Annotated in this window: 18 protein-coding genes and 2 pseudogenes; 9 read left to right on the top strand and 11 right to left on the bottom strand. The window is 62.7% G+C overall.

Annotated features, from left to right (window positions below):
* Positions 1–18: 18 nt before the first annotated feature.
* Complete coding sequence (locus GGD40_RS23370) at positions 19–657, bottom strand: TetR/AcrR family transcriptional regulator (protein ID WP_179745245.1); 639 nt, start codon at positions 655–657, stop codon at positions 19–21.
* An 83-nt stretch (positions 658–740) separates the two neighbouring features.
* Here GGD40_RS23370 and GGD40_RS23365 point away from each other — a divergent pair, with 83 nt between their 5' ends.
* Positions 741–1895, top strand: coding sequence for an MBL fold metallo-hydrolase (locus GGD40_RS23365; RefSeq protein WP_179745244.1), 1155 nt, complete (start codon positions 741–743; stop codon positions 1893–1895).
* Between the two features lie 80 nt (positions 1896–1975).
* Here the strand turns inward: GGD40_RS23365 and GGD40_RS23360 are convergent, their stop codons facing one another.
* Positions 1976–4081, bottom strand: a complete 2106-nt coding sequence (locus tag GGD40_RS23360) for a beta strand repeat-containing protein (RefSeq protein WP_257030559.1) — start codon at positions 4079–4081, stop codon at positions 1976–1978.
* 793 nt (positions 4082–4874) lie between these two features.
* Positions 4875–4973: pseudogene (locus GGD40_RS37395) on the bottom strand (winged helix-turn-helix transcriptional regulator); the annotation flags it as partial.
* Positions 4974–5201: 228 nt separating this feature from the next.
* Between GGD40_RS37395 and GGD40_RS23355 the strand changes: the two are divergent.
* Entirely contained in the window at positions 5202–5804 is a 603-nt protein-coding gene (locus GGD40_RS23355; RefSeq protein WP_179745242.1) for a hypothetical protein, read from the top strand.
* Between the two features lie 62 nt (positions 5805–5866).
* On the opposite strand, the gene panB is transcribed toward GGD40_RS23355, so the two are convergent.
* The gene (gene panB, locus GGD40_RS23350) at positions 5867–6742 is read right to left on the bottom strand and encodes a 3-methyl-2-oxobutanoate hydroxymethyltransferase (RefSeq protein ID WP_179745241.1); all 876 of its coding nucleotides are present in this window, start codon (positions 6740–6742) and stop codon (positions 5867–5869) included.
* 78 nt (positions 6743–6820) lie between these two features.
* Between panB and GGD40_RS23345 the strand changes: the two genes are divergently transcribed.
* Positions 6821–7639: an AraC family transcriptional regulator gene (locus GGD40_RS23345; RefSeq protein ID WP_179745240.1), complete on the top strand. Its 819-nt coding sequence runs from the start codon at positions 6821–6823 to the stop codon at positions 7637–7639.
* Positions 7640–7766: 127 nt separating this feature from the next.
* On the opposite strand, the gene GGD40_RS23340 is transcribed toward GGD40_RS23345, so the two are convergent.
* Positions 7767–8861: a porin gene (locus GGD40_RS23340; protein WP_179712658.1), complete on the bottom strand. Its 1095-nt coding sequence runs from the start codon at positions 8859–8861 to the stop codon at positions 7767–7769.
* Between the two features lie 433 nt (positions 8862–9294).
* Here GGD40_RS23340 and GGD40_RS23335 point away from each other — a divergent pair, with 433 nt between their 5' ends.
* The 3 genes from GGD40_RS23335 to trpS all read left to right on the top strand — a co-directional run bounded on the left by GGD40_RS23335 (position 9295) and on the right by trpS (position 12162).
* On the top strand, positions 9295–10137 hold the full coding sequence (locus GGD40_RS23335) for a DUF2167 domain-containing protein (RefSeq protein WP_179745239.1): 843 nt from the start codon (positions 9295–9297) through the stop codon (positions 10135–10137).
* Between the two features lie 10 nt (positions 10138–10147).
* Positions 10148–10870, top strand: a complete 723-nt coding sequence (locus tag GGD40_RS23330; RefSeq protein ID WP_179712662.1) for a site-2 protease family protein — start codon at positions 10148–10150, stop codon at positions 10868–10870.
* Between the two features lie 263 nt (positions 10871–11133).
* Entirely contained in the window at positions 11134–12162 is a 1029-nt protein-coding gene (gene trpS / locus GGD40_RS23325) for a tryptophan--tRNA ligase (protein WP_179712664.1), read from the top strand.
* A gap of 118 nt (positions 12163–12280) precedes the next feature.
* Here the strand turns inward: trpS and GGD40_RS23320 are convergent, their stop codons facing one another.
* Entirely contained in the window at positions 12281–13240 is a 960-nt protein-coding gene (locus GGD40_RS23320; RefSeq protein ID WP_257030558.1) for an alpha/beta fold hydrolase, read from the bottom strand.
* A gap of 18 nt (positions 13241–13258) precedes the next feature.
* Positions 13259–13999, bottom strand: a complete 741-nt coding sequence (locus tag GGD40_RS23315) for a glutathione S-transferase C-terminal domain-containing protein (protein ID WP_179745238.1) — start codon at positions 13997–13999, stop codon at positions 13259–13261.
* Positions 14000–14275: 276 nt separating this feature from the next.
* Here GGD40_RS23315 and GGD40_RS23310 point away from each other — a divergent pair, with 276 nt between their 5' ends.
* The gene (locus GGD40_RS23310; protein ID WP_179712668.1) at positions 14276–14821 is read left to right on the top strand and encodes a DUF1003 domain-containing protein; all 546 of its coding nucleotides are present in this window, start codon (positions 14276–14278) and stop codon (positions 14819–14821) included.
* Between the two features lie 37 nt (positions 14822–14858).
* Here GGD40_RS23310 and GGD40_RS23305 read toward each other — a convergent pair whose 3' ends face one another.
* The 4 genes and pseudogenes from GGD40_RS23305 to GGD40_RS23290 form a co-directional block, all read right to left on the bottom strand.
* The gene (locus tag GGD40_RS23305) at positions 14859–15662 is read right to left on the bottom strand and encodes a GNAT family N-acetyltransferase (RefSeq protein WP_179745237.1); all 804 of its coding nucleotides are present in this window, start codon (positions 15660–15662) and stop codon (positions 14859–14861) included.
* Between the two features lie 115 nt (positions 15663–15777).
* Complete coding sequence (locus GGD40_RS23300; protein ID WP_179712672.1) at positions 15778–16251, bottom strand: DUF2269 family protein; 474 nt, start codon at positions 16249–16251, stop codon at positions 15778–15780.
* Positions 16248–17552 (bottom strand): SDR family oxidoreductase, encoded by a 1305-nt coding sequence (locus GGD40_RS23295; RefSeq protein WP_445013583.1) that lies wholly within the window; start codon positions 17550–17552, stop codon positions 16248–16250. The genes GGD40_RS23300 and GGD40_RS23295 overlap by 4 nt, the downstream gene beginning before the upstream one ends.
* Positions 17553–17638: 86 nt before the next feature.
* A pseudogene (locus GGD40_RS23290) lies at positions 17639–17938 on the bottom strand (GbsR/MarR family transcriptional regulator); the annotation flags it as partial.
* 59 nt (positions 17939–17997) lie between these two features.
* Between GGD40_RS23290 and GGD40_RS23285 the strand changes: the two are divergent.
* Positions 17998–18417 (top strand): thiol-disulfide oxidoreductase DCC family protein, encoded by a 420-nt coding sequence (locus tag GGD40_RS23285; protein WP_179712674.1) that lies wholly within the window; start codon positions 17998–18000, stop codon positions 18415–18417.
* A gap of 181 nt (positions 18418–18598) precedes the next feature.
* Entirely contained in the window at positions 18599–19756 is a 1158-nt protein-coding gene (locus GGD40_RS23280; protein WP_179712676.1) for a sigma-54-dependent Fis family transcriptional regulator, read from the top strand.
* Positions 19757–19828 lie beyond the last annotated feature (72 nt).

Raw genomic sequence — 19828 nt, 5'->3', positions numbered from 1 at the left:
GAGGGTGAGGGCGCTGAGTTAGCGGCTGAGTCCAGCCGACGGCCTCGCGTAGCGCGCGAGAAACATATCGGCCGTCGATTCCGCCAGCCGTTGCTGTTCATCCGGACCCAGCGGCGGCTGCCCCATCGCCACCTGCGGCCAGAAAGCAAACGACTTCACCAGGCCTTGCAACTGATGCGCGGCGAACAGCGGATCCGTGGTGTCGAGACGTCCATCGGCAGCGGCCGCGCGGACCCAGACGGTCAGGTCTTCCTCGCGTTCGCCGAGCCGCGCCACCATCTCACGCGCGCGCTCCGGTGAATGAATCCCCGCTGCGATCGCGACTCGCGCCAGCGACAAAAACGCGTCGTCGTTAATCAGCTTCAGCTTGCGTGACAGCAGCGCGAGCAGTTGCGCGCGCAACGGCCGGTCGCCGCGATAGGCGGGCGACTCGCCTTCGTGACTGGCCTCCCACAACTGCCGCAAGATCTCCGCGAACAGCGCTTCCTTGCTGGGGAAATGGTTGTACACCGTGCGCTTCGAGACGTTCGCGCTGGCGGCGATGCGGTCCATGCTGGTCGCGTCGAAACCGGCCGCGAGAAATTCTTCGATCGCCGCGCGGATGATGGCGAGGCGCTTGCGGTCGGTCAGGCGTTGGGGCGTGTCGTTCGGGTCCATCGTGAAATTTTACACCGGGTAGTTTACTTTTCTCAAAAATAAACTACACTGAGTAGTCTACTTTTTGCATCGGGGCGTCTTACATGACTTCGCTCATCGGTTCCATCCGCCATGCTTTGGGTTTCACCGCCGCACGACGCGGGCGCGAACGTTCGCCAGGGTCGGCGCAGCATGACGGCGAGCGCTTTCGCAACGTCAAGCCGCGGCCGGTGGAAGGGTTCGCCAAGACCTTGAGCATTGCGTGGAACGTGCTGGTCAACAAACCGTCGGGCACCGTGCCGACGGGTGCGCTGCCGGTCGACACCTTGACGCGCGCGCAGCTCGAGGCCGCGCCCGACCGCAGCCTCTACCGGCTCGGGCATTCCACGTTGCTGCTGAAGCTGCGCGGGCAGTTCTGGCTAACCGATCCGGTGTTCGCCGAACGCGCGTCGCCGTTCCGGCGGCTCGGGCCGAAGCGCTTTCATGCGCCGCCCATTGCGCTGGCCGATCTGCCGCCGCTGGCCGGCGTGATCCTGTCGCACGATCACTACGACCATCTGGACCGCGAGACGGTGCTGGCGCTCGCCGCTACGACCAAGGTGTTTCTGACGCCGCTGGGTGTCGGCGACCGGCTGATCGAATGGGGCATCGACGCGCGCAAGGTGCGCCAGTTCGACTGGTGGCAGGGCGTGGAGATGGACGGCATCGCCTTCACAGCAACGCCCGCGCAGCATTTCTCCGGTCGCAGCCTGTTCGATGGCAACAGCACGTTGTGGGCGTCGTGGGTAATTGTCGACGACGATCTGCGGGTGTTTTTCAGCGGCGATACCGGGTACTTCGACGGCTTCAAGACGATCGGCGAGCGGCTGGGTCCGTTCGATGTGACGCTCGTCGAAACCGGCGCGTACGACAAACTTTGGCCGTACGTCCACATGCAGCCCGACGACACCGTGCAGGCGCATGCCGATCTGCGCGGCCGCTGGCTGGTGCCGATTCATAACGGCACGTTCGATCTGGCGATGCATCGGTGGTACGAGCCGTTCGAGCGCGTGATCGGCCTGGCCGCTGTGCGCGGCATTGCGCTGTCGACGCCGCGCATGGGCGAGCGGCTGGATCTTGCCGCGCCGCATCGCGGCGAGCGGTGGTGGCGCAAGGTGGTCGAGGTCGTCGATGCTCTCGATGTTGCAGAGGTTGCCGACGCACCGAAGACGCCGCGGCGCTGGTTCTCGTGCCGCGGTGCGGGGCAGGCGAATTCGTGATGGCGTTGCGGGGCCGGCTTCATCCGCTTCATCCTCTTGCAGGAGAACGAAGCCTGCCCCGCTTTGAAAGTGCCGCCCGCTTACTTGGGCAATGCGCCGGTTACGGAGCTGAGCAGGTTCGTCACCGGTGCGAGCGCGGTCGTGCCGCTGCCCGTGTGCGAAGCGGCTGAGGTCAGCCCGGCGACCAGACCGGTTGCGGGTGCGAGCAGGCCCGATGCCGCCGAGCTTGTCGAACCGCTTGTCGTCGCCGCTGCGCCTGCACCGGCATTGACGACACTGCTGGATACACCGACACCCGCATTGACGAGGCCCGTGACCGACGCGGTAATGCCGGTCGTCGAGGCGAGCGTGTTGCCGAGCGCGGTTGTCACCGTGGTGGCCAGCGGCACGATCGGATTGCTCTTCGCGATACCCGACAAGGTGCCCGTCAACGAGCCGGCGGTCCCCGTGACCGTGCTGAGCGCGCTGGTGATCGGCACGATCGGGTTGGCGCTGGCGAGGGTGCTCGTCACGCTGTTGACCACTCCGCTGATCGGCGCGGTCGCCGAGTTGAGGGCGCTTGTTACGGGGGCGATCGGGTTGCTGCCTGCGGCGCCGGCGAGGGTGCTGGTCACGGAGTTGACTACGCCGGTGATGGGGGCTAGCGGGTTGGTTCCGGCTGCACCGGTGAGCGTGCTCGTCACGGAGTTGACTACGCCTGTGACGGGAGCCAGCGGATTGTTTCCTGCGGCACCAGCGAGCGTGCTGGTCACGGAGTTGACTACGCCCGTGACGGGAGCCAGCGGATTGCTTCCAGCTGCACCGGTGAGCGTGCTTGTCACGGAGTTGACTACGCCCGTGACGGGAGCCAACGGATCGCTTCCTGCCGCACCAGCGAGCGTACTCGTCACGGAGTTGACTACGCCCGTAACAGGAGCCAGCGGATTGCTCCCAGCAGCACCAGCGAGCGTGCTCGTCACAGAGTTCACCGCGCCCGTGACAGGTGCCAACGGATTGCTGCCCGCTGCGCCCGTGACGATGCCGGTCAATGAATTAACGGCGGTCGACACCGTGCTCGCTCCAGAGTCCACTACGTTAGCGACGACGGCTGTCGTTCCATTGACGCTGTTCGCCACGTTGGCGGTGGTCGAATCGACAGCCGTGGTGAGTACGCCGGTGGTCAAGTTGATCGTGTTCGACAGACTGCCTGTGCCGGAGTCGATTGCGCCGGTTAGTGCACCCGTCGCTGAGGTGACTGCACCACTCACCGGAGCGAGCGGATCGCTTCCGGCTGCTCCCGACAATGCACCCGTCACTGAGTTGATTGCACCGGTCACCGGTGCCAGAGGGTCGCTACCGGCTGCGCCAGACAACGCGCTCGTGACAGTCCCGATCGCGCCGGTTACTGGCGCGAGAGGATCACCACCAGCAGCGCCGGAAAGTGCACCGGTCACCGAGTTGATTGCGCCCGTCACCGGTGCCAGCGGATTGCTGCCCGCCGCGCCCGACAATGCACTCGTGACAGTCCCGATAGCGCCCGTTACTGGCGCGAGAGGATCACCACCAGCAGCGCCGGAAAGTGCACCCGTCACCGAGTTGATTGCACCCGTCACCGGTGCCAGCGGATTGCTGCCCGCCGCGCCCGACAATGCACCCGTGACAGTCCCGATAGCGCCCGTTACTGGCGCGAGCGGATCGCCTCCAGCAGCGCCGGAAAGTGCACCCGTTACCGTGTTGATTGCACCCGTTACCGGTGCCAGCGGATTGCTACCCGCTGCGCCCGATAACGCACCCGTGACAGTCCCGATGGCGCCCGTTACCGGCGCGAGAGGATCACCTCCAGCAGCGCCGGAAAGTGCACCCGTCACCGAATTGATTGCACCCGTTACCGGTGCCAGCGGATTGCTACCGGCCGCACCCGACAACGCACCCGTGACAGTCCCGATAACGCCCGTCACCGGCGCGAGCGGATCACCTCCAGCAGCCCCCGACAACGCCCCCGTCACCGTCCCAAGCAAGCCCGTCAACGGAGCAAGCGGCTGGTTGCCGAAATTGATCGCGACACCGCCCGCGCCACCCACCGTCACCGTGACGTCGTTAGCCGTGGCCGTGCCACCGCCGACGACGCCCAACGCAATCGAGCCAGGCGTCACGCCCGCGCCGACGCCCAATGTCAGCCCGGCGCTCGGCACCGTCGAATCTGCCATGGCCGCTCCGCTTGCAGCCATGCCGAATGCTGCAGCCGCGCACAACGCTATTGCGGTAACCGCAGTCCCTGCGAAGTTCTTTTCCATCGCCCTGCCTCTCTGTGTTGGTTAGTGCCGCTGAGGTGAATGCGAGGCGTGTAACTGCAGAGAACGTGCCAATTGGCACTTCGTCGTCGCGACGAGGCGGGGCGTCGCTACGGCGCGGGTTCAAGACGGGTTGAACGGCATGCGTTCGCGTTGCGTGTGTCGCGTGTCACGAGAGAACAGGACACTGTTCCCACTCGGCGTAACGTGACATGACGATCGACGCAGGCATCGAATTCAATGCGCTTTAGCGCTTCTATCGATGGCCAGAAGAAATGGCTTCCAGCGCAATGACGCGTCTAATTGCATCGACCGATATCGGCGATAAAGACGATGCCAAATAGATTAAACATAAGCGCGCATTAGACGACGCTTGACGAATGAGTCAATGACTCACCACAGAGAGCCACGTGTCGCTGTCCGTCCATCAATGTGTTTCGTGTGTATCCAGGACACGCACATATAACGGAGCGAGCAGCGCAATCGGAGAAGAAAGCAGCATCAGACAAAGCAGTGCCGCCGACTTTGAACCCGGCGGTGATAGTGCCCATGTAGAAGCCGAATGTTGCCGGAGACACATCGAACGCTGCTTGCGCGACCCAAGACGCATCCGGGAGAAAGGCATAGAAGGCGCCCGTCGAGAGCGCCATGCAAAGCGCATGGGCCCGTGCCGCCGTGGGCGCTTTCTTCTGGGCGGGTCCGGCGGCATTCGCACGATCGTGTCGTCCGGGTCCAATACGCGTCCTTTCGCTGTGAGCACGTACTCCTGATAAGCGCTGCCTTCCGACGCGGGGACCATGTCCAGGAGGGGCTTCTTATTTTTCTTTCGGTGGATTTGTCCTTACATGCGATTTAGGTTCGGCAAGGTGACTTTTCCGCGCGCAAGAATTAGGTAATAAGCTCCTGTAAAGGAATGCGCCGGAATACGGGTGATGTGTACAATCAGCCGGCTTTCGATGTGAATAAGAACGGAACGGTTCTTCATCGGCTTACAGATGCTTTCTGTTAGTGACCTACCTAAATGCATAGGCGGTATATGAGCGCTGTCCAGCATCTCGCCACCGATCAGACCTCGCAGCAATCGGAGGTGCGCGCAAGCCGTGCGATCGGTGCGATCTTCTTCACCGTATTCGGCGCGGCCTGGCTGGTTTTATGGTGCCTGCAGGTGTACGGTGCAGCGCTTGGCGTCCTGCTGATCATCGTAGCGGCGGGCGTCGGTCTTCTTCTGCTCTCGTCTGCCCAGTTCCGGCGTAATAGATCCGCCTATCGTGCTAATCAAGGCACACCGCGCAGGCTCAGGCAATCGCGAGCCTTTAACATCATCAACGCGGCTCAGTGGGCGATCATTATCGTCGGGGCGTCCGTGCTTACGAAACTGAACCAAAGCATCTGGATAATGCCGTTCGTGATCTTTACGATCGGCGCGCATTTCATTCCTGTCGGGGTTGTCTTCAAGTCGAAGGCACGTTACGTGATTGGAATTGCCTTGATGCTGGTGGCGCTTGTCTACCCCCATCTGACGGATGCGGGACCCGCGAGTTCTTCAGGTCCGTTTTGCGCGGGGTTGATCCTCTGGGCCGGCGCGATAGCTTCGTTGATACCGTACAGATACGGCGATGGGGCCGTCCGGAACGAATGATCGGTCCGATATCCCGCTGGAAACAATTAACGTCGGCCCCGGCCTTCACCGCACCTCATCGATCACACGGGCAATGTGGCTGCCGTGCGAAGTACATCATTGCCAGAAATCGCCAGCGGCTTCCCATACGCGAAGCAATGCTTCGACTCAGGAAACGCACCGCTACGAACCTCATCAGCATACTGCCTGATCGCATCTTCCATCACGGCGTTCGTCTCCGCGTATTGCTTGACGAAGCGGGGCGTGTAGGCGCTAAACGCGCCGAGCATGTCTTCGGCCACCAGCACCTGCCCGTCGCACGCCGGCGACGCGCCAATGCCGATCGTCGGCACTTGCAGTACTTCGGTGATGCGCTTCGCCAACGCTTCGGCCGTGCCTTCGATCACGACGCAGAATGCGCCGGCCTGTTCCATGGCTAACGCCGCGTCGAAGATCCGTTGGGCGGAGCGCTCGTCGATACCTTGCGCCTTGAAGCCGCCCATGGCGTTCGCCTGCTGAGGCATCAGGCCTATATGCGCCATCACCGGCACACCGCGTTCGCACAAAAAGCGCACCGTCTCGGCCATTTCGACGCCGCCTTCGAGCTTGACCGCTTGCGCATCCGTTTCGGCGAGCAGGCGAGCGGCGGAGCGAAATGCCTGGGCGGGCGACTCCTGATACGTCGCGAACGGCAGATCGATCACCACGCACGCGCTGCCCGACGCGCGCACGACCGCTTTGCCGTGCGCGATCATCATGTCCAGTGTCACGCCCAGCGTGCTCGGCATGCCGTACAGCACCATCCCGACCGAATCGCCGACCACGATCACGTCCACGTACGGATCCACCAGCTTCGCCATCGGCGCGGAATACGCGGTGAGAGAAACCAGACGTCCCGCGCCTTTGAGTGCGCGGATATCTATCGTGGTTTTGCGTGTCGCGGCCTTGTGCGTGCTCATTCGACTTCTCCGGTGCTGATAAAGGAGCGTCACGTTATCATCCGCCTCCTGTGTGGAATTGCGCTGGGGGGACACGTTATGCTGCTCGCGGGAAAAACGAAAGACGAATACCTGGTGCCGCCGATGACCGCGCTGCCGCGACCGCTTTTCGTGCGTGCTTTCGCGATACCGGGCAATGGCACGGTGAGCGCGCACAGTCACGCGTGGGCGCAGTTCATGTACGCAACGGCCGGCGTGCTGGAGGTGAGCACGCCGCACGGTCACCATCTGCTACCGCCGCACTACGCGATGCTGATTCCGCCGCACGTCGCGCATACGGTGGTCACGCGCGAATGCGTGGCGTTTCATAGCCTGTATCTCGACGACAGTTTGACGGGCGCCGACCTCGCGAGCGAGTGCACGCTGCTTTGCATGACGCCACTGCTACGCGAACTGGTGCTGGCGACTTCCGAATTGCCCGTGCATTACGATCCGCATGGTCCGGACGGCGCGTTGGTGTGCCTGCTCGCGGACCGCATCAGGCGCTTGCGTCCGGCGCCCCTGGTCGTGCCTATGCCGACGGATCCGCGGCTTCTGAAACTCGCGCGCGCGTTGCACGCTAATCCAGGCGATCCGCGTAGTCTCGACGAGTGGGGGCGTTATGTGGGCGCGACCCGTCGCACGCTATCGAGAGTGTTCCGCAGCGACACGGGCTTGTCGTTCACCGAGTGGCGGCAGGCGGTTCGTCTGCTCGCGGCGTTGCCGTTGCTGGAGAGAGGCGAGGCGGTGTCTAGCGTGGCGGCGTCGCTGGGGTATGAGTCGACGTCGGCGTTTATCACGCTGTTTCATAGCCGATTCGGCGTGACGCCACGGGCGTTTGCAATGCGCGGCGTCAACGGGTTTGAACACGTGCAGTGAGGTCGACTTACATCGGAGCGCCAAATGACGCGGCCTGGCTGGCGGTGTTGGGCACCGTCCAGCCAGGCCGCCAGACGCGAACCGCTCGGATTCGCGCCTATGTCCGACTCGTTATCGTGTCGGCAAATCAGAACGAAGTGCGGATGCCTACGCGAGCGACGCTCTGGTTTTGACCCGACGACTCGCTGAGGTCGCCGATACTGCCGAAAACATCTTGCCCGGAGGCTTTCTCGTACACACCTTGCACATAGACGTCGGTGCGCTTCGACAGTCGATAGTCCGCCATCAGACCGACCTCATTGCGGTGCGGATTGTTGTGGCTACCCGAGGAAGAGACCGATTCGCGCGTGTAGACGTACATGGCGGCCAGATACCACGCCGCCGTGATATTGACCTTGGTGTTGAACTCGACGTTGTCGAACTTGACCGTGCTGCTGGGGACGGTCGGCCGGTCGACGATGTCGGTATGCGTGTAGACCAGACCAAGCACGGCCGGTCCGATCGTATAGTTCGCACCGACGCCCGCAACGCGCTGTTGCGCCGACAGATAGGGCGACGCAACGACGGCGCCGGTCGTCGTGGCGCTAGCGCCGTCGATATTCATATACGCCGCAGCGACCGACAACGGGCCGTTCTGATATCGCGTACCCACGCTCCACGCCCGGTTATCCGCGAACGCACCCGCCTGGTTGCTGAAGCCATACAAGCCGCCAAACTGCAATCCCGCGTAGTCGGCGCTGGTGTACTTCACCGAGTTGTTGATGCGGATGGTTTCGTTGAGGTTGTCAGCATCGAACGGATGCGAGAACAACGTACCGCCCCAGCTTCCCACCGCCGCCAACGGCGCAACATAATCGACCACCGAGTCGTACTGCCGTCCGAGCGTCACCGTACCGAACTGGTTCGAGCCGATCCCCACATACGCCTGGCGGCCGAACATCTGTCCATTCGGCAAAGCGCTGCCGTTATTGAGGCTAAAACCGTTTTCGAGTTGAAAGACTGCGTTGACGCCACCGCCCAGATCTTCGGTGCCTTTAATACCCCAACGGCTGCCCAGTTGCTGGGTGTTACTCACCATCGCATAGTCCGAATGGCCGCCCAGATTGCTGATGTATTCGAATCCTTCGTCAATCGATCCGTACAGCGTCACGCTGCTTTGTGCGTGAGCCAGGCTCGACAAGACGCCAAGCGTCGGCAAAAGGAGATATTTGACAATTTTCATTAATTCTTCGTGCTCTCAGGATAGTTGATTTATTGGTTGTATTGCTGTCGCGGCCGGATTCTACGGAGACAAGCTTTCATCGCAATTGCGGCGTGGTGAATTGTCCCTGCCGGCTTGACGACGACTGCGGAATCGGGCAATAGCCAACGCGTCGCGTGAATGATTACGTGCAGTAACGAACGAATGTTCTCGTCGCCCCGGCCTAATATCTGTTGCGAATTCAACGAACTGAAAGTAGTTCGTTAGCGGAGTGCTGTAGAAAACCAGTCAGATTCGCCGAATAGAAGATCAATAGGTTCATTAGGCGAGCACATAAGAATTAAAATTTTCGAGCGGGGGCTGTGTGAAAATATTCCTGAAATGCGCGCTGTCTATTGCCGTGTTGTTGACGTCTTCATTAGCATGGGCGCAAAGCGGGCAGTACCAGGCCACCATGGCGACAATCAAGGCGATTGTCGAGAAGTCGGCGCTCGCGGGTCCGCGCAGCATCAAGATATCCGACGAAGCCACATTTTCGCTGCCGGCGGGCGATGTATTCCTTCCCGCCGAGGCGGCGGCGCGCGTGATGCAAGCCTACGGGCAAGCGGTCAACGAGAAGGTGCTGGTCGGCATGGTATTTCCCGCTCGGGACGAGGGGGGCTGGGGCGCGGTTCTCTCGTTCGCCAAAGAAGGCTATGTGCGCGACGACGACGCACAAAACTGGAAGGCGGACGACCTGCTTCACAGAATGCGGGTCCTTCAGGCGCAATCGAATCCGGTCCGCAAGTCGCACGGCGTTCCGGAATTGGACGTCGAAGGTTGGGCGCAGCCGCCCACGTACGACACGACGATGCACCGCGTGATGTGGGCGACAATCTCTCACAAGCAGGGCGAACCCGACGACGACGCGCATCGGTACGTCAACTACGAGACGGTGGCGCTGGGCCGCGACGGCCACCTGCTGTTAGGCGTCGCCTCGCACCTTGCCGCGTTCAATCAGAGCAAAATCATCGCGGACGGATTGCTGGCCGACATCGACTTCGATAACGGCAAGCACTACGCGGATTTCGACAAGACGACCGATCACGTCGCCGAATACGGTCTTGCCGCGCTGGTTGTCGGCGTCGCGGCGAAAAAACTCGGGCTACTGGCCGTGTTCCTCGCGTTCGTCGCCAAGTTCGCCAAGATCGGCGTGGCGTTGCCGTTTGCCGCTGCCGCGATCAGGCGGCGCTTCAAAAAACGCGTGCCCGCGCGGCCGGTGGCGGCGGTCACGACAGACCGGCAGGAGCCCCGATGAGGCGCACGCAATGAGCAAACTGCTGATCCTGTTGCTGGGTGGCGTGAAGCTCGGCAAGGTGCTGACGACGACCGGCTCGATGCTGTTGACCATCGCCGTCTATGCCGCGTTCTACGGCTGGCCATTTGCCGCCGGCTTCGTCGCGCTGCTGTTCGTGCACGAAGCTGGGCACTACGTTGCCGCGAAGCAGCGCGGCCTCGACGTCGGTTTGCCGACGTTCGTGCCGTTCGTCGGCGCGTGGATCCAGCTCAAGGAACTGCCGCACGACGCGGAGACCGAAGCCTATGTCGGACTCGCGGGTCCGTTTGCGGGCACGCTGGCGGCGCTGGCCTGCTATTTCATTGCGCGTCGGACGGACAGCAATCTGCTGCTGGCGCTCTCGTATGCCGGGTTCTTTCTGAACCTCTTCAACCTGATTCCGTTATCGCCGTTCGACGGCGGCCGCATCACGGCGGTGCTGTCGCCGCGCATCTGGTTTGCCGGCGTACCGGTGCTGCTCGCGCTGTTCCTGTACCGCCCGAGTCCGCTGCTGGTGATCATGGCGATTCTGGCGTTGCCGCAGTTGAAGCGCGCCTGGCACTACGACGCCGCCGATCCGCAGAACGTGCGGTATTACGCGTTGCCGGCCTCGGTCAAGTTCAGCTACGCGTTTTATTATCTGGCGTTGCTCGTTTTTCTGGCGATGATGACGTTCGGCGTGCGCACCATGCTCACGGACATTCACCACGGTTAGGCGAGGTACGTCGGGAAAAGCCGGCGGAGCCCGGCAAAACCCACCCGGATTCATGCCCGGGTGGCACATCGGCGCAAGCGACGGTATACTCGCGCGATGGAAACGACATGGATCCCGCTGCAATTGAAGCGCTGGTGGCGCGCCTGAACGAGGCGGCCCGTTTCCGAACACACATTGAAAACGACGATGCCGCCAGTCTGGCGGCATCGTCGTTTTGGCGCGCTAGATACTGGTCGTGTCGATCAACACGGAACACTCGGATCATGTCACAAGAAACCCAAACAGCTAAGCAACGCATCATTCTCACCGGCGACCGCACGACCGGCCCGCTGCATCTCGGCCACTACATCGGCTCGTTGCGCGCCCGCGTGCAATTGCAGCACGAAGCGCAGCAATTTCTGCTGCTGGCCGACACGCAGGCCATGACCGACAACGTCGGCCGGCATCAGAAGGTCACGGAAAACGTCATTGAAGTCGCACTCGACTATCTCGCGGTCGGCATCGACCCGGCGAAGTCGACCATCTTCATCCAGTCGCAGGTGCCTGAACTCGCCGAGCTGACGCAATACCTGCTGAACCTCGTAACGGTCGCGCGCCTCGAACGCAATCCGACCATCAAGCAGGAAATCGTTTTGCGCGGTTTCGAGCGGGATATTCCGGCTGGCTTCCTCACTTACCCGGTCAGTCAGGCCGCGGACATCACCGCGTTCAAGGCCACTCAGGTGCCGGTCGGCGACGACCAGTTGCCGATGATCGAGCAGACCAACGAACTGGTGCGACGCTTCAACAACACGGTCGAGCGCCAGGTGCTGGTGGAGTGCGAAGCGGTGCTCTCGAACGTGACGCGGCTGCCGGGTATCGACGGCAAGGCGAAGATGAGCAAATCGCTCGGCAACTCGATTCCGCTCGGCGCAACGCCCGACGAAATCACGAAGGCCGTGAACAACATGTACACGGACCCGAACCATCTGCGCGTTAGCGATCCGGGCCAGGTTGAAGGCAACGTGGTGTTCTCGTTCCTCGACGCGTTCGAACCCGACGTCGCGAAGGTCGACGAACTCAAGGCTCACTATCGCCGCGGCGGACTGGGTGACAGCGTCGTCAAGCGCGCGCTCAACGAGCGCCTGCAAGCCATGCTGGCGCCGATCGCCGCACGCCGTCGCGAGATGGAAGCGGACCGTGGTGAAGTGATGGCCATGCTGCGCAGCGGCACGATGCGCGCGCGGGAAGTGGCCGGCGCCACGCTGTCCGAGGTGAAGAGCGCGCTGGGTCTGGATTATTTCGCCGACTGACGAGCGCGGCGTTGAGTGAAGTGGGCGGTTGCGGTTGCGCGGCAACGTGAATCGTTGCCGCGACCCGCGACCCGCGACTCACAACGCGCGACTCACCCCCCGCAACTCGCCCGCGAATCTACAAACCCTTCAGAAACGCCACGAGCAGATCGCTCACTTCCGCTGCGCGCTCGCGCTGAATCCAATGGCCCGCGCCGTCGAGAATATGGCAGCCGCGCAGGCCAGGCAGCACGCTCGCAAGATGGTCGACGCGGGCTCGTGCGCCCGGAAACTTGAGCACGTCGTCTTTCGCGCCGGCCACGAACAGCGAAGGCTGCCGGATCACGCAGCCGCGCCACGCAGCCATTAATTCCGACGTGCGCCGAATCGCGCGATACCAGTTCAGGCCGCCGCGAAAACCGGTGCGCGCAAACTCGCCCGCTACATAAGCGATCTCTTCGCGATCGAGCCACGCCGGCAGCGTCTCAGGGTCGACCGTGTTGTCGAGAAATCCCGCGCCTGGGGCCAATATCCCGGCTACGATACGATCGGGCCCATCGCCCGACATGCTGAAGGTCACGCGCCGAAGGGCGGCTTCGGGATCCGCCTCAAATTCGGCTTCGGCCACCCCGGGCGTCTGGAAGTACTGCATGTAGAAGGTGCGCACGCCTTGCCGTTCCAACGCCGTCAGCAAATCGTCCCGCGCAGGGGGATAAAACGGCACGCTCATACCCACCACCGCGCGGAACAGGTCCGGCCGCAGCATCGCCGCATGCCAGGCGACCGGCGCACCCCAGTCGTGACCCACAATCACCGCCTCGCGCTCACCGAGAACATTCACCAGCTCGACCATATCGCCGACGAGATGCAGCAGGGTGTACGCCTCGGCGTCGGGCGGGGCATCGGTGCCGCCGTAACCCCGCATGTCCGGTGCGACCGCGCGAAAACCCGCGGCGGCGAGCGCTGCCAATTGATGCCGCCACGCGGACCACGACTCGGGAAACCCGTGGCATAGCAGCACAAGCGGGCCGCTGCCCTGACTGGCGACACGCATGCGCAGCGCGCCGACCTGCAACGTTTCGATATGAAGTTCGTGCAAAGAGAGACTCCGTGAAAGTCAGATTGGGGTGGTCGTCGTGTCGTTAGCCGTCTGGCGGCCGCCGCGCGCCGAGTCGATCCGCGCATGAATGGCTTCGCAGTGTCGAACGAGTGCGGGCCGCGATAGCACGTACCGTTTTAACGGCGTGTCGATGTCGTAATAGTAGATGTTCGCGACGAAGCCATAGATCGCAGCGTCGACGCTGGTAGGGCGAGGTCCAAAAACAAACCCGTCAGTGCCGAGCAGGTCCGCTACGACGCGCAGATCGTCAATACCTCTTGCATAGATCTGGTCCGGCTCATAACGGCCGATGCCTTGATAGTGATACCGCAACCGGTTGTATTCACGCGCCGCTTCGAGGTCGCTCGCGGTGACATCGGCGTGCGTTGTGAGAATGGCCTCGCGGAACGACGGCCAGAAACGCTCGTCGCGCCAGCGCGAAAAACTCATGGGCCAGTACAGGTCGTCGAGCGTCCGGCGGACCAGGAAATCGAGATTCCGTTGTCCCGGCGACAATGCGTTGTCGATGCGTAAATCGTACTTTTCCGTCAGGTAGAGAATGATGCCGTCGCTGTCGCCGATCGTCACGTCGCCATCGGCGAGATAAGGCAGTTGGCCACGCGGCGCGAGGCTAGTGTCCAGGATATGGCGATGTTCGAAGTCCATCCCGCACAAACGCATGAATGCGAAAACTTTCAGGCCGAACGGATTGTTGTCTGCTACGCCGAACAGGTCGGGATAGGAAAATAGCGTCGGCATGAAGCGCTCCTCGGGAACGGCGTTGTCCCGTCGAACAGCATAGGCCGGCAAGCCCGGCGTGCAAGTTTACTTTTTTGGGCAGGCTCAAAACGGGAGATGCCGCGCCGGGCAGCACGCGGCTTGCCGTGTAAGAGGATCGATAGGTCAGGCCGGTATAGTCGGTCGCGACAAGCGTAGACACAAAATCGACGCAGAGCAGCCGCACAGTAGACGCAAAATCGCGCCAATGCCCGCAGCCGGTATGGACCTTATCCCTTCAGTCAACGGACACCCATCATGAGCGACGCGAAACACGAGAAGCCCCCGCAATCCAACGCGCAGGGCAATCATCACTATCGATTCCATCTGCCGCATGTTCATCTCACGTCGGTATTCGGCGACGACTGGTTCGCGCTGAAGGCGGAAGCCTTCGCGCGATTCTTCGGCACGCCGACGTTTCTGATTGCGCAGACCTTGATCGTGGCGGTGTGGATTGTCGTGAACATACTGGGCTGGACGAAGTTCGACGTCTACCCGTTTATCCTGCTGAATCTCGCCTTCAGTTTGCAGGCTGCGTACGCCGCGCCGCTGATCCTGCTCGCGCAAACGCGCCAGGCGGATCGCGACAAAGTTCATGCGGATGCCGACGCGCGGCATCGTGAGGATATCGCCACGGCGAGCGAGCAGCGTCAGGCGCTGGCCGCGCGGCAGACCGAGCAACTGGTGGCGTTGCTCGAGCAGAACACGCAGCTCACCGCGCTGACCAAGCAGATGAGCGAACGCATTGAAGCGTTGACGCTGGAATTGCACAACAAGCTGGCGCAAGTCGGTCCCAGCGCCTGATTTCGCCGGGACTTCGCGCGCGTCGGGCGAAGGAGCTTCAAACCGGCTCAGGCTCGCGGCACACGCTACCGAGTCGGCCGTGCTGCGCGAAGCCGAGCGACTCGTAGATTTTTCCGGCGTGATAGCTCTCGTCCGCAACCATCACGAGATGATCGGCCGAACCGGCCGTCGCGCGAATAACCTCGCTGACCAGCGTTTTGCAGATCCCTTTGTTGCGATGCTGCTCGCTGGTCACGACCGCCTGAAAACGTCCGATACGGCCGAAAAAGAACAGCCCGAGACTACCCACCTGCTCGCCGTCGATAAACGCCCCCCACCACGCACCGAGGCCGCGGGCGATGAGGTTTTTATGGGCGATCTGCTGCTGCGCCATGTAGCGCAGCGTAGTGGGGTCGGCTGGGTCCGGCATATTCGCGAGTTGCATGGCGGCCCAATCGTCCCAGTCACGCTGCGAGTGGAATGCGCGGACTTCAAGGTTCGTGCGGGCGACAGTCGGGCGGATTCGATCGGGCGTCGCCGTCAGCACGCGGCACAGTGTGGCGTCGTAACCGCGCTCGACAAACGCAGCGAGATCCACGGCGCCCGCATCGTTTTCAGACCACGTAAACGTGCGATGCGCGATCGACGGCGGGACGCCGACGAGCCGCGCGAAGTCGTCCTCCAGCCGGTCGATATTGCTTGCCGAAGGCCGCTCGCGCAGCACGAGCATGTTGCCGAAAAAGTAGTCCGGCGCCTGAGGTGTGCGAACCACCACGTAGCGATCCGTCGTTTCCACGCTGCCGGTTTCGGCATGTAGCAGGAGATCGGTAGCGAGTCCAAGGTTCTCGGGCAGTGCGGGCATGAGGTCGATCGTCTCGGTGTGTGCGGCAGCGGTGTGCCGTCACGCGACGGCCGAGCCGCGATTGTCGACGATTTCGCCGGTAGAGTCGATTGATCGGAGCGAGGGCGCTAATCGCTCACAACGCGGGCTTGAATACCATCAGCCAGTAGACCGCCACCATTGCCACGAACGCGGGATAGCCCAGCCATTCCCAGTAGCGTGCATAGCGCCAGTACTGCTGAGGCAATGCGGCCACGCCGCTCGTGTTCGCGCTGGCGGCGATCTTTGCCATCTCCAGTTGGAGCCAGACGACCGGCAGCCAGCAGACGCCTGCTACCAGATACAGGCCGATGGCCGCGACGATCCAGGGTGTGCTCCACGGCCAGCCGGCCGTGTGCGCGAGCCACATACCGGACAGCGGCTGAAACACGACGGCCGGCGTGGTGAACCAGAGATCGGCCCGCACCACCAGCCGCGACACCGTCGCGATGGCGGGGACGCAGCGCGTGCGGTTCGCAAAGAATAGATAGAACGCCGTTCCGAAGCCGGTGCCCACCAGCAGCACCGACGACATGATGTGCAAGGTCTTGATCGCGAGATAGAGGTTCATGGTTGTGCTTCTTCGCTAAACAGAATGAACAGGAGCGCGAGGATCGGCAGGTTCTTCAGCAGCGGGCCGAACGGATGCCAGAGAAATTCGGGCATGGCGATCGCAATCGCGAGCGAGTACGCGGCGATCAGTCCGCCCTGCATCGCCCAGAGCCGTCGTCCGGGACGGACCAGCGTGGCCACGCCGAAGGCCAGATCCAGCGCCGACGCGAGATAGAGCGCGGCGATGGCGACGCCGCCGTGCAGATGCACATGGGCGAGCAGAGCGAGACTGCCCGCCTGCGGATAGATGAGCGCACTGCACAGCGCCGTCCAGATCCAAGTGATGGCCAGCGCGCCACGCAACACGGCCGGGCGCCACGCGGCTAGCGCTTCGTGGCGCAACGGCAGCGCGTCGGCCGGGGTGACGAACGTTTCGATCCCGGCCGGCTCGCGACCCAACAGCCTGGCGGTCGTTGCGACCGGCGCGGTGCTGCCCGATTGCAACATGCGCCACGTGTCGCGAGTGAGCATGGAGTGAGGCACGCGATCGAGCAGCGCCGCGCTCAAGCCGAGCGCCGCAGCGGGAATGCCGATGCTTCTGGCGGGCGGCAGTCCCATCGACGCGCGATAGGTCGCCAGCATGTGTCGATACTCGAGTTGCGTGCCGCCGACCAGATCGAGCACAGGGTGGTCCGTGGCGCTGCCCTCGACCAGGCGCACGACGACTTCGGCGAGTTCGTCGAGATGAATCGGCCGCAACAATTGATGACCGCCCGCCGGCAGCGGATGAACCGGCAAGCTCGCGACGCTGCGAAAAAAGCGCGCCGATGACCCGCACGGTCCATACACCAGCGCCGGCCGAAGCACATGATGCGCGACGGGCAGCGACAGCAGATAAGTGTCGGCGGCGCGCTTGCTGGTGAAGTAGGCCGTCTCGCCGTCCTGCGCGCCGAGCGCGGAGACCTGCACGATGTGCCGGACGCCTGCGTTCGACGCCGCCTCGAACAGCGCGACCGGTGCGCACCGATGGATCCGGTCGAAGGTCTGATCGCCGCGTTCGACCAGAATGCCGACCGCGTTGATCACCACGTCGATATCGCGCAGCCTGGGCAGCCAGACCGACGGGTCGAGATCGGCGGTGTAGTCGATCGCGACTTCGTCGTCGTGCCTGGCGTGCCGCACGCCTTTGCGCACCCGATGCCCGCCGCGCACGAGCGCGTCGCACAGCGCACGGCCGATGAAACCTTCCGCGCCGCAGACCAGGATGTTCATGCTGCGCGGTGCGATGGTCGGGCAAGCGAACGTCAGCGTTTGACTCATTTTCATTCTCTTAATTACTGTTATTTCTGTACAGACAGAAATAACAGGGCAAAAAAACGGACGATCCGATCGTCCGCGCCATCGTGCTAGCTCTTTGTCCGTCTCATCGTGCGACTGAGCTTTGCGCCCATGCCGAGCGTCTTCATCAGCGTTTCGGGTTTCATGCGCAGCATCTCGTCGGACCATGTGGTCAAGGTTTCGAGAAACTGCAGCGTGTCGCGAATGCGCTGCTCGGTGTCGCGGCTTTCCTGCGCCATTTCTGGGCTGTCCAGGCTGTCTTTCAGCATCGTGAGCGTTGGATCGATCTCGCGCTGCCGGCGCCCCTCGACGATCAGCTTGAACAGTTCCCAGATATCCGTGGACGTCTCGAAGTGATCGCGCCGGTCTAATTTCTGTTCTAACAGAAACAACGGAATAAACGGAATCTACGGAAGGAGAATCGATCATGACGCGTCCTGAACTCACGCTTTACATCGACGGTAACTGTCCGCTTTGCGTTGCCGAGTGGAGCCGCCTGCGTCAATGGGATCGGCACGCCCGGTTGGGCTTCGTCGATATCGCGCAGCCGGGTTTCGATCCGGCGCCGCTCGGCGTCGAGTTGGCGGATCTGAACCGTCAGTTGCACGGGTGGACCGCAGGCGGGGAATGTGTGGTGGGAATCGACAGTTTCATCGCCGCCTACACGCTGGTCGGACGGGGCTGGATGATCGCACCGTTGCGCGTCACAGTGATGCGTCCGGCTTTCAAGGCGCTGTATCGCGGGTTCGCCCGCAACCGCATGCGCATCTCGAGATGGCTCGGCGTGCGTGCCGTTCCCGAGTGCGCGGACGGGACCTGTGCCGTCAAGACCGATCCCTTCCGCTGAACCGATGCGGAGCCTGAGAAAAAATTCTCACCGACACCCATGGTGCACTGCGGTGTGATCTCCTGCGGCACGCGTGCTAAAAATCGTCCCATACGTTTCAGCTTTGGAGACGATGCGGCGCCTCAGGTGGCGCACAATGCCTCCAGCACCCGACAAGCGCTGAATTCGCCGGAGACTCGCGATGCCGTACGTTCCGTCAACCCGACATATCGACCGCGTGTGCAACGTCATCGAAGGGCGCATGGTGCGTCCCGGCGTGGACGGTGCGCGGCTGGCGTCCTCTTACCGGCGTTCGCTCGAGCAATATCACCTCGATCCGGGCGCAACCGTCGGGCCGCGCGTGCTCACCGTACCCGAATTGCGCGATGTCCAGCATCGCGAGGAATCGTTTCTGCGTGCGTCCGGACAGTGTTTGTCGCGGCTGCATGAAATGGTGCGCGAAGCCGATTACTGCGTGATGCTGACCGACGCGCAAGGCGTGACGATCGACTACCGCGTCGACCGCGAGCGCCGTCACGATTTCAAGCGCGCGGGCCTGTATCTCGGTTCGTGCTGGTCGGAAAGCGAGGAGGGCACCTGTGGCGTGGCCAGCGTGCTGCTCGACGCCGAGCCGATCACCGTGCATCGCATGGATCATTTTCGTGCCGCGTTCACGACGCTGACCTGCAGCGCGTCGCCGATCTTCGGCTTGCATGGCGAACTGCTCGGCGTGCTGGATGCATCCGCGGTGCGTTCACCCGACGAACGCGAGAGCCAGCGACTCGTCAACCATATCGTGCGGCAGAGCGCGTTGCTGATCGAAGACGCGTATTTCCTCAACGCCGCAACTGACTGCTGGGTGCTGCTCGCGCACCGCAATCGCCATTACGTGGAAGCGCAACCGGAAATCCTGATTGCCGTCGACGCCTGCGGCAACGCGATCGCCGCGAACCGGCGCGCGCGCGAATGCGTGCCGGCGCTCAATCAATTGCCGCGCCATGTGACGGCGTTGTTCGATATACCGGCCGAGCGCCTGTTCGACGCGAAGGCGGCGCGCGGTCTCGTCTCGCTAAGACTGAACGACACCGGCTCGCCGCTGTATGCGCGGGTGCGTCCGCCTTTGCTCGCGCGCACGGCAAGACGGCCGGCGCAGACGCCGCGCGAAACGGCATCGCAGACCGCAGCGCAGGCCACGCCGCCCCTGTCCGACGACGACGCGCTCGAACGCAGCCGCATCGTCGCCGCGATGAGCGACGCGAAGTGGCGCACCGAACTGGCCGCGCAGGCGCTGGGTATTTCGCGCGCGACCTTGTACCGGCGCATTGCGCGGCTGGGCATCAAACCGCCGCACAAGTGTTAGCCGCGCTGCACCGATTCCATTAGCGGGCGTAGAACCCGCGTTTCCCATCGAAGTTCGATCATCCGTTCTGTA

This window comes from Paraburkholderia bryophila (assembly GCF_013409255.1).
Taxonomy (GTDB): domain Bacteria; phylum Pseudomonadota; class Gammaproteobacteria; order Burkholderiales; family Burkholderiaceae; genus Paraburkholderia.
This window is presented reverse-complemented; position numbering and strand designations above follow the sequence as displayed.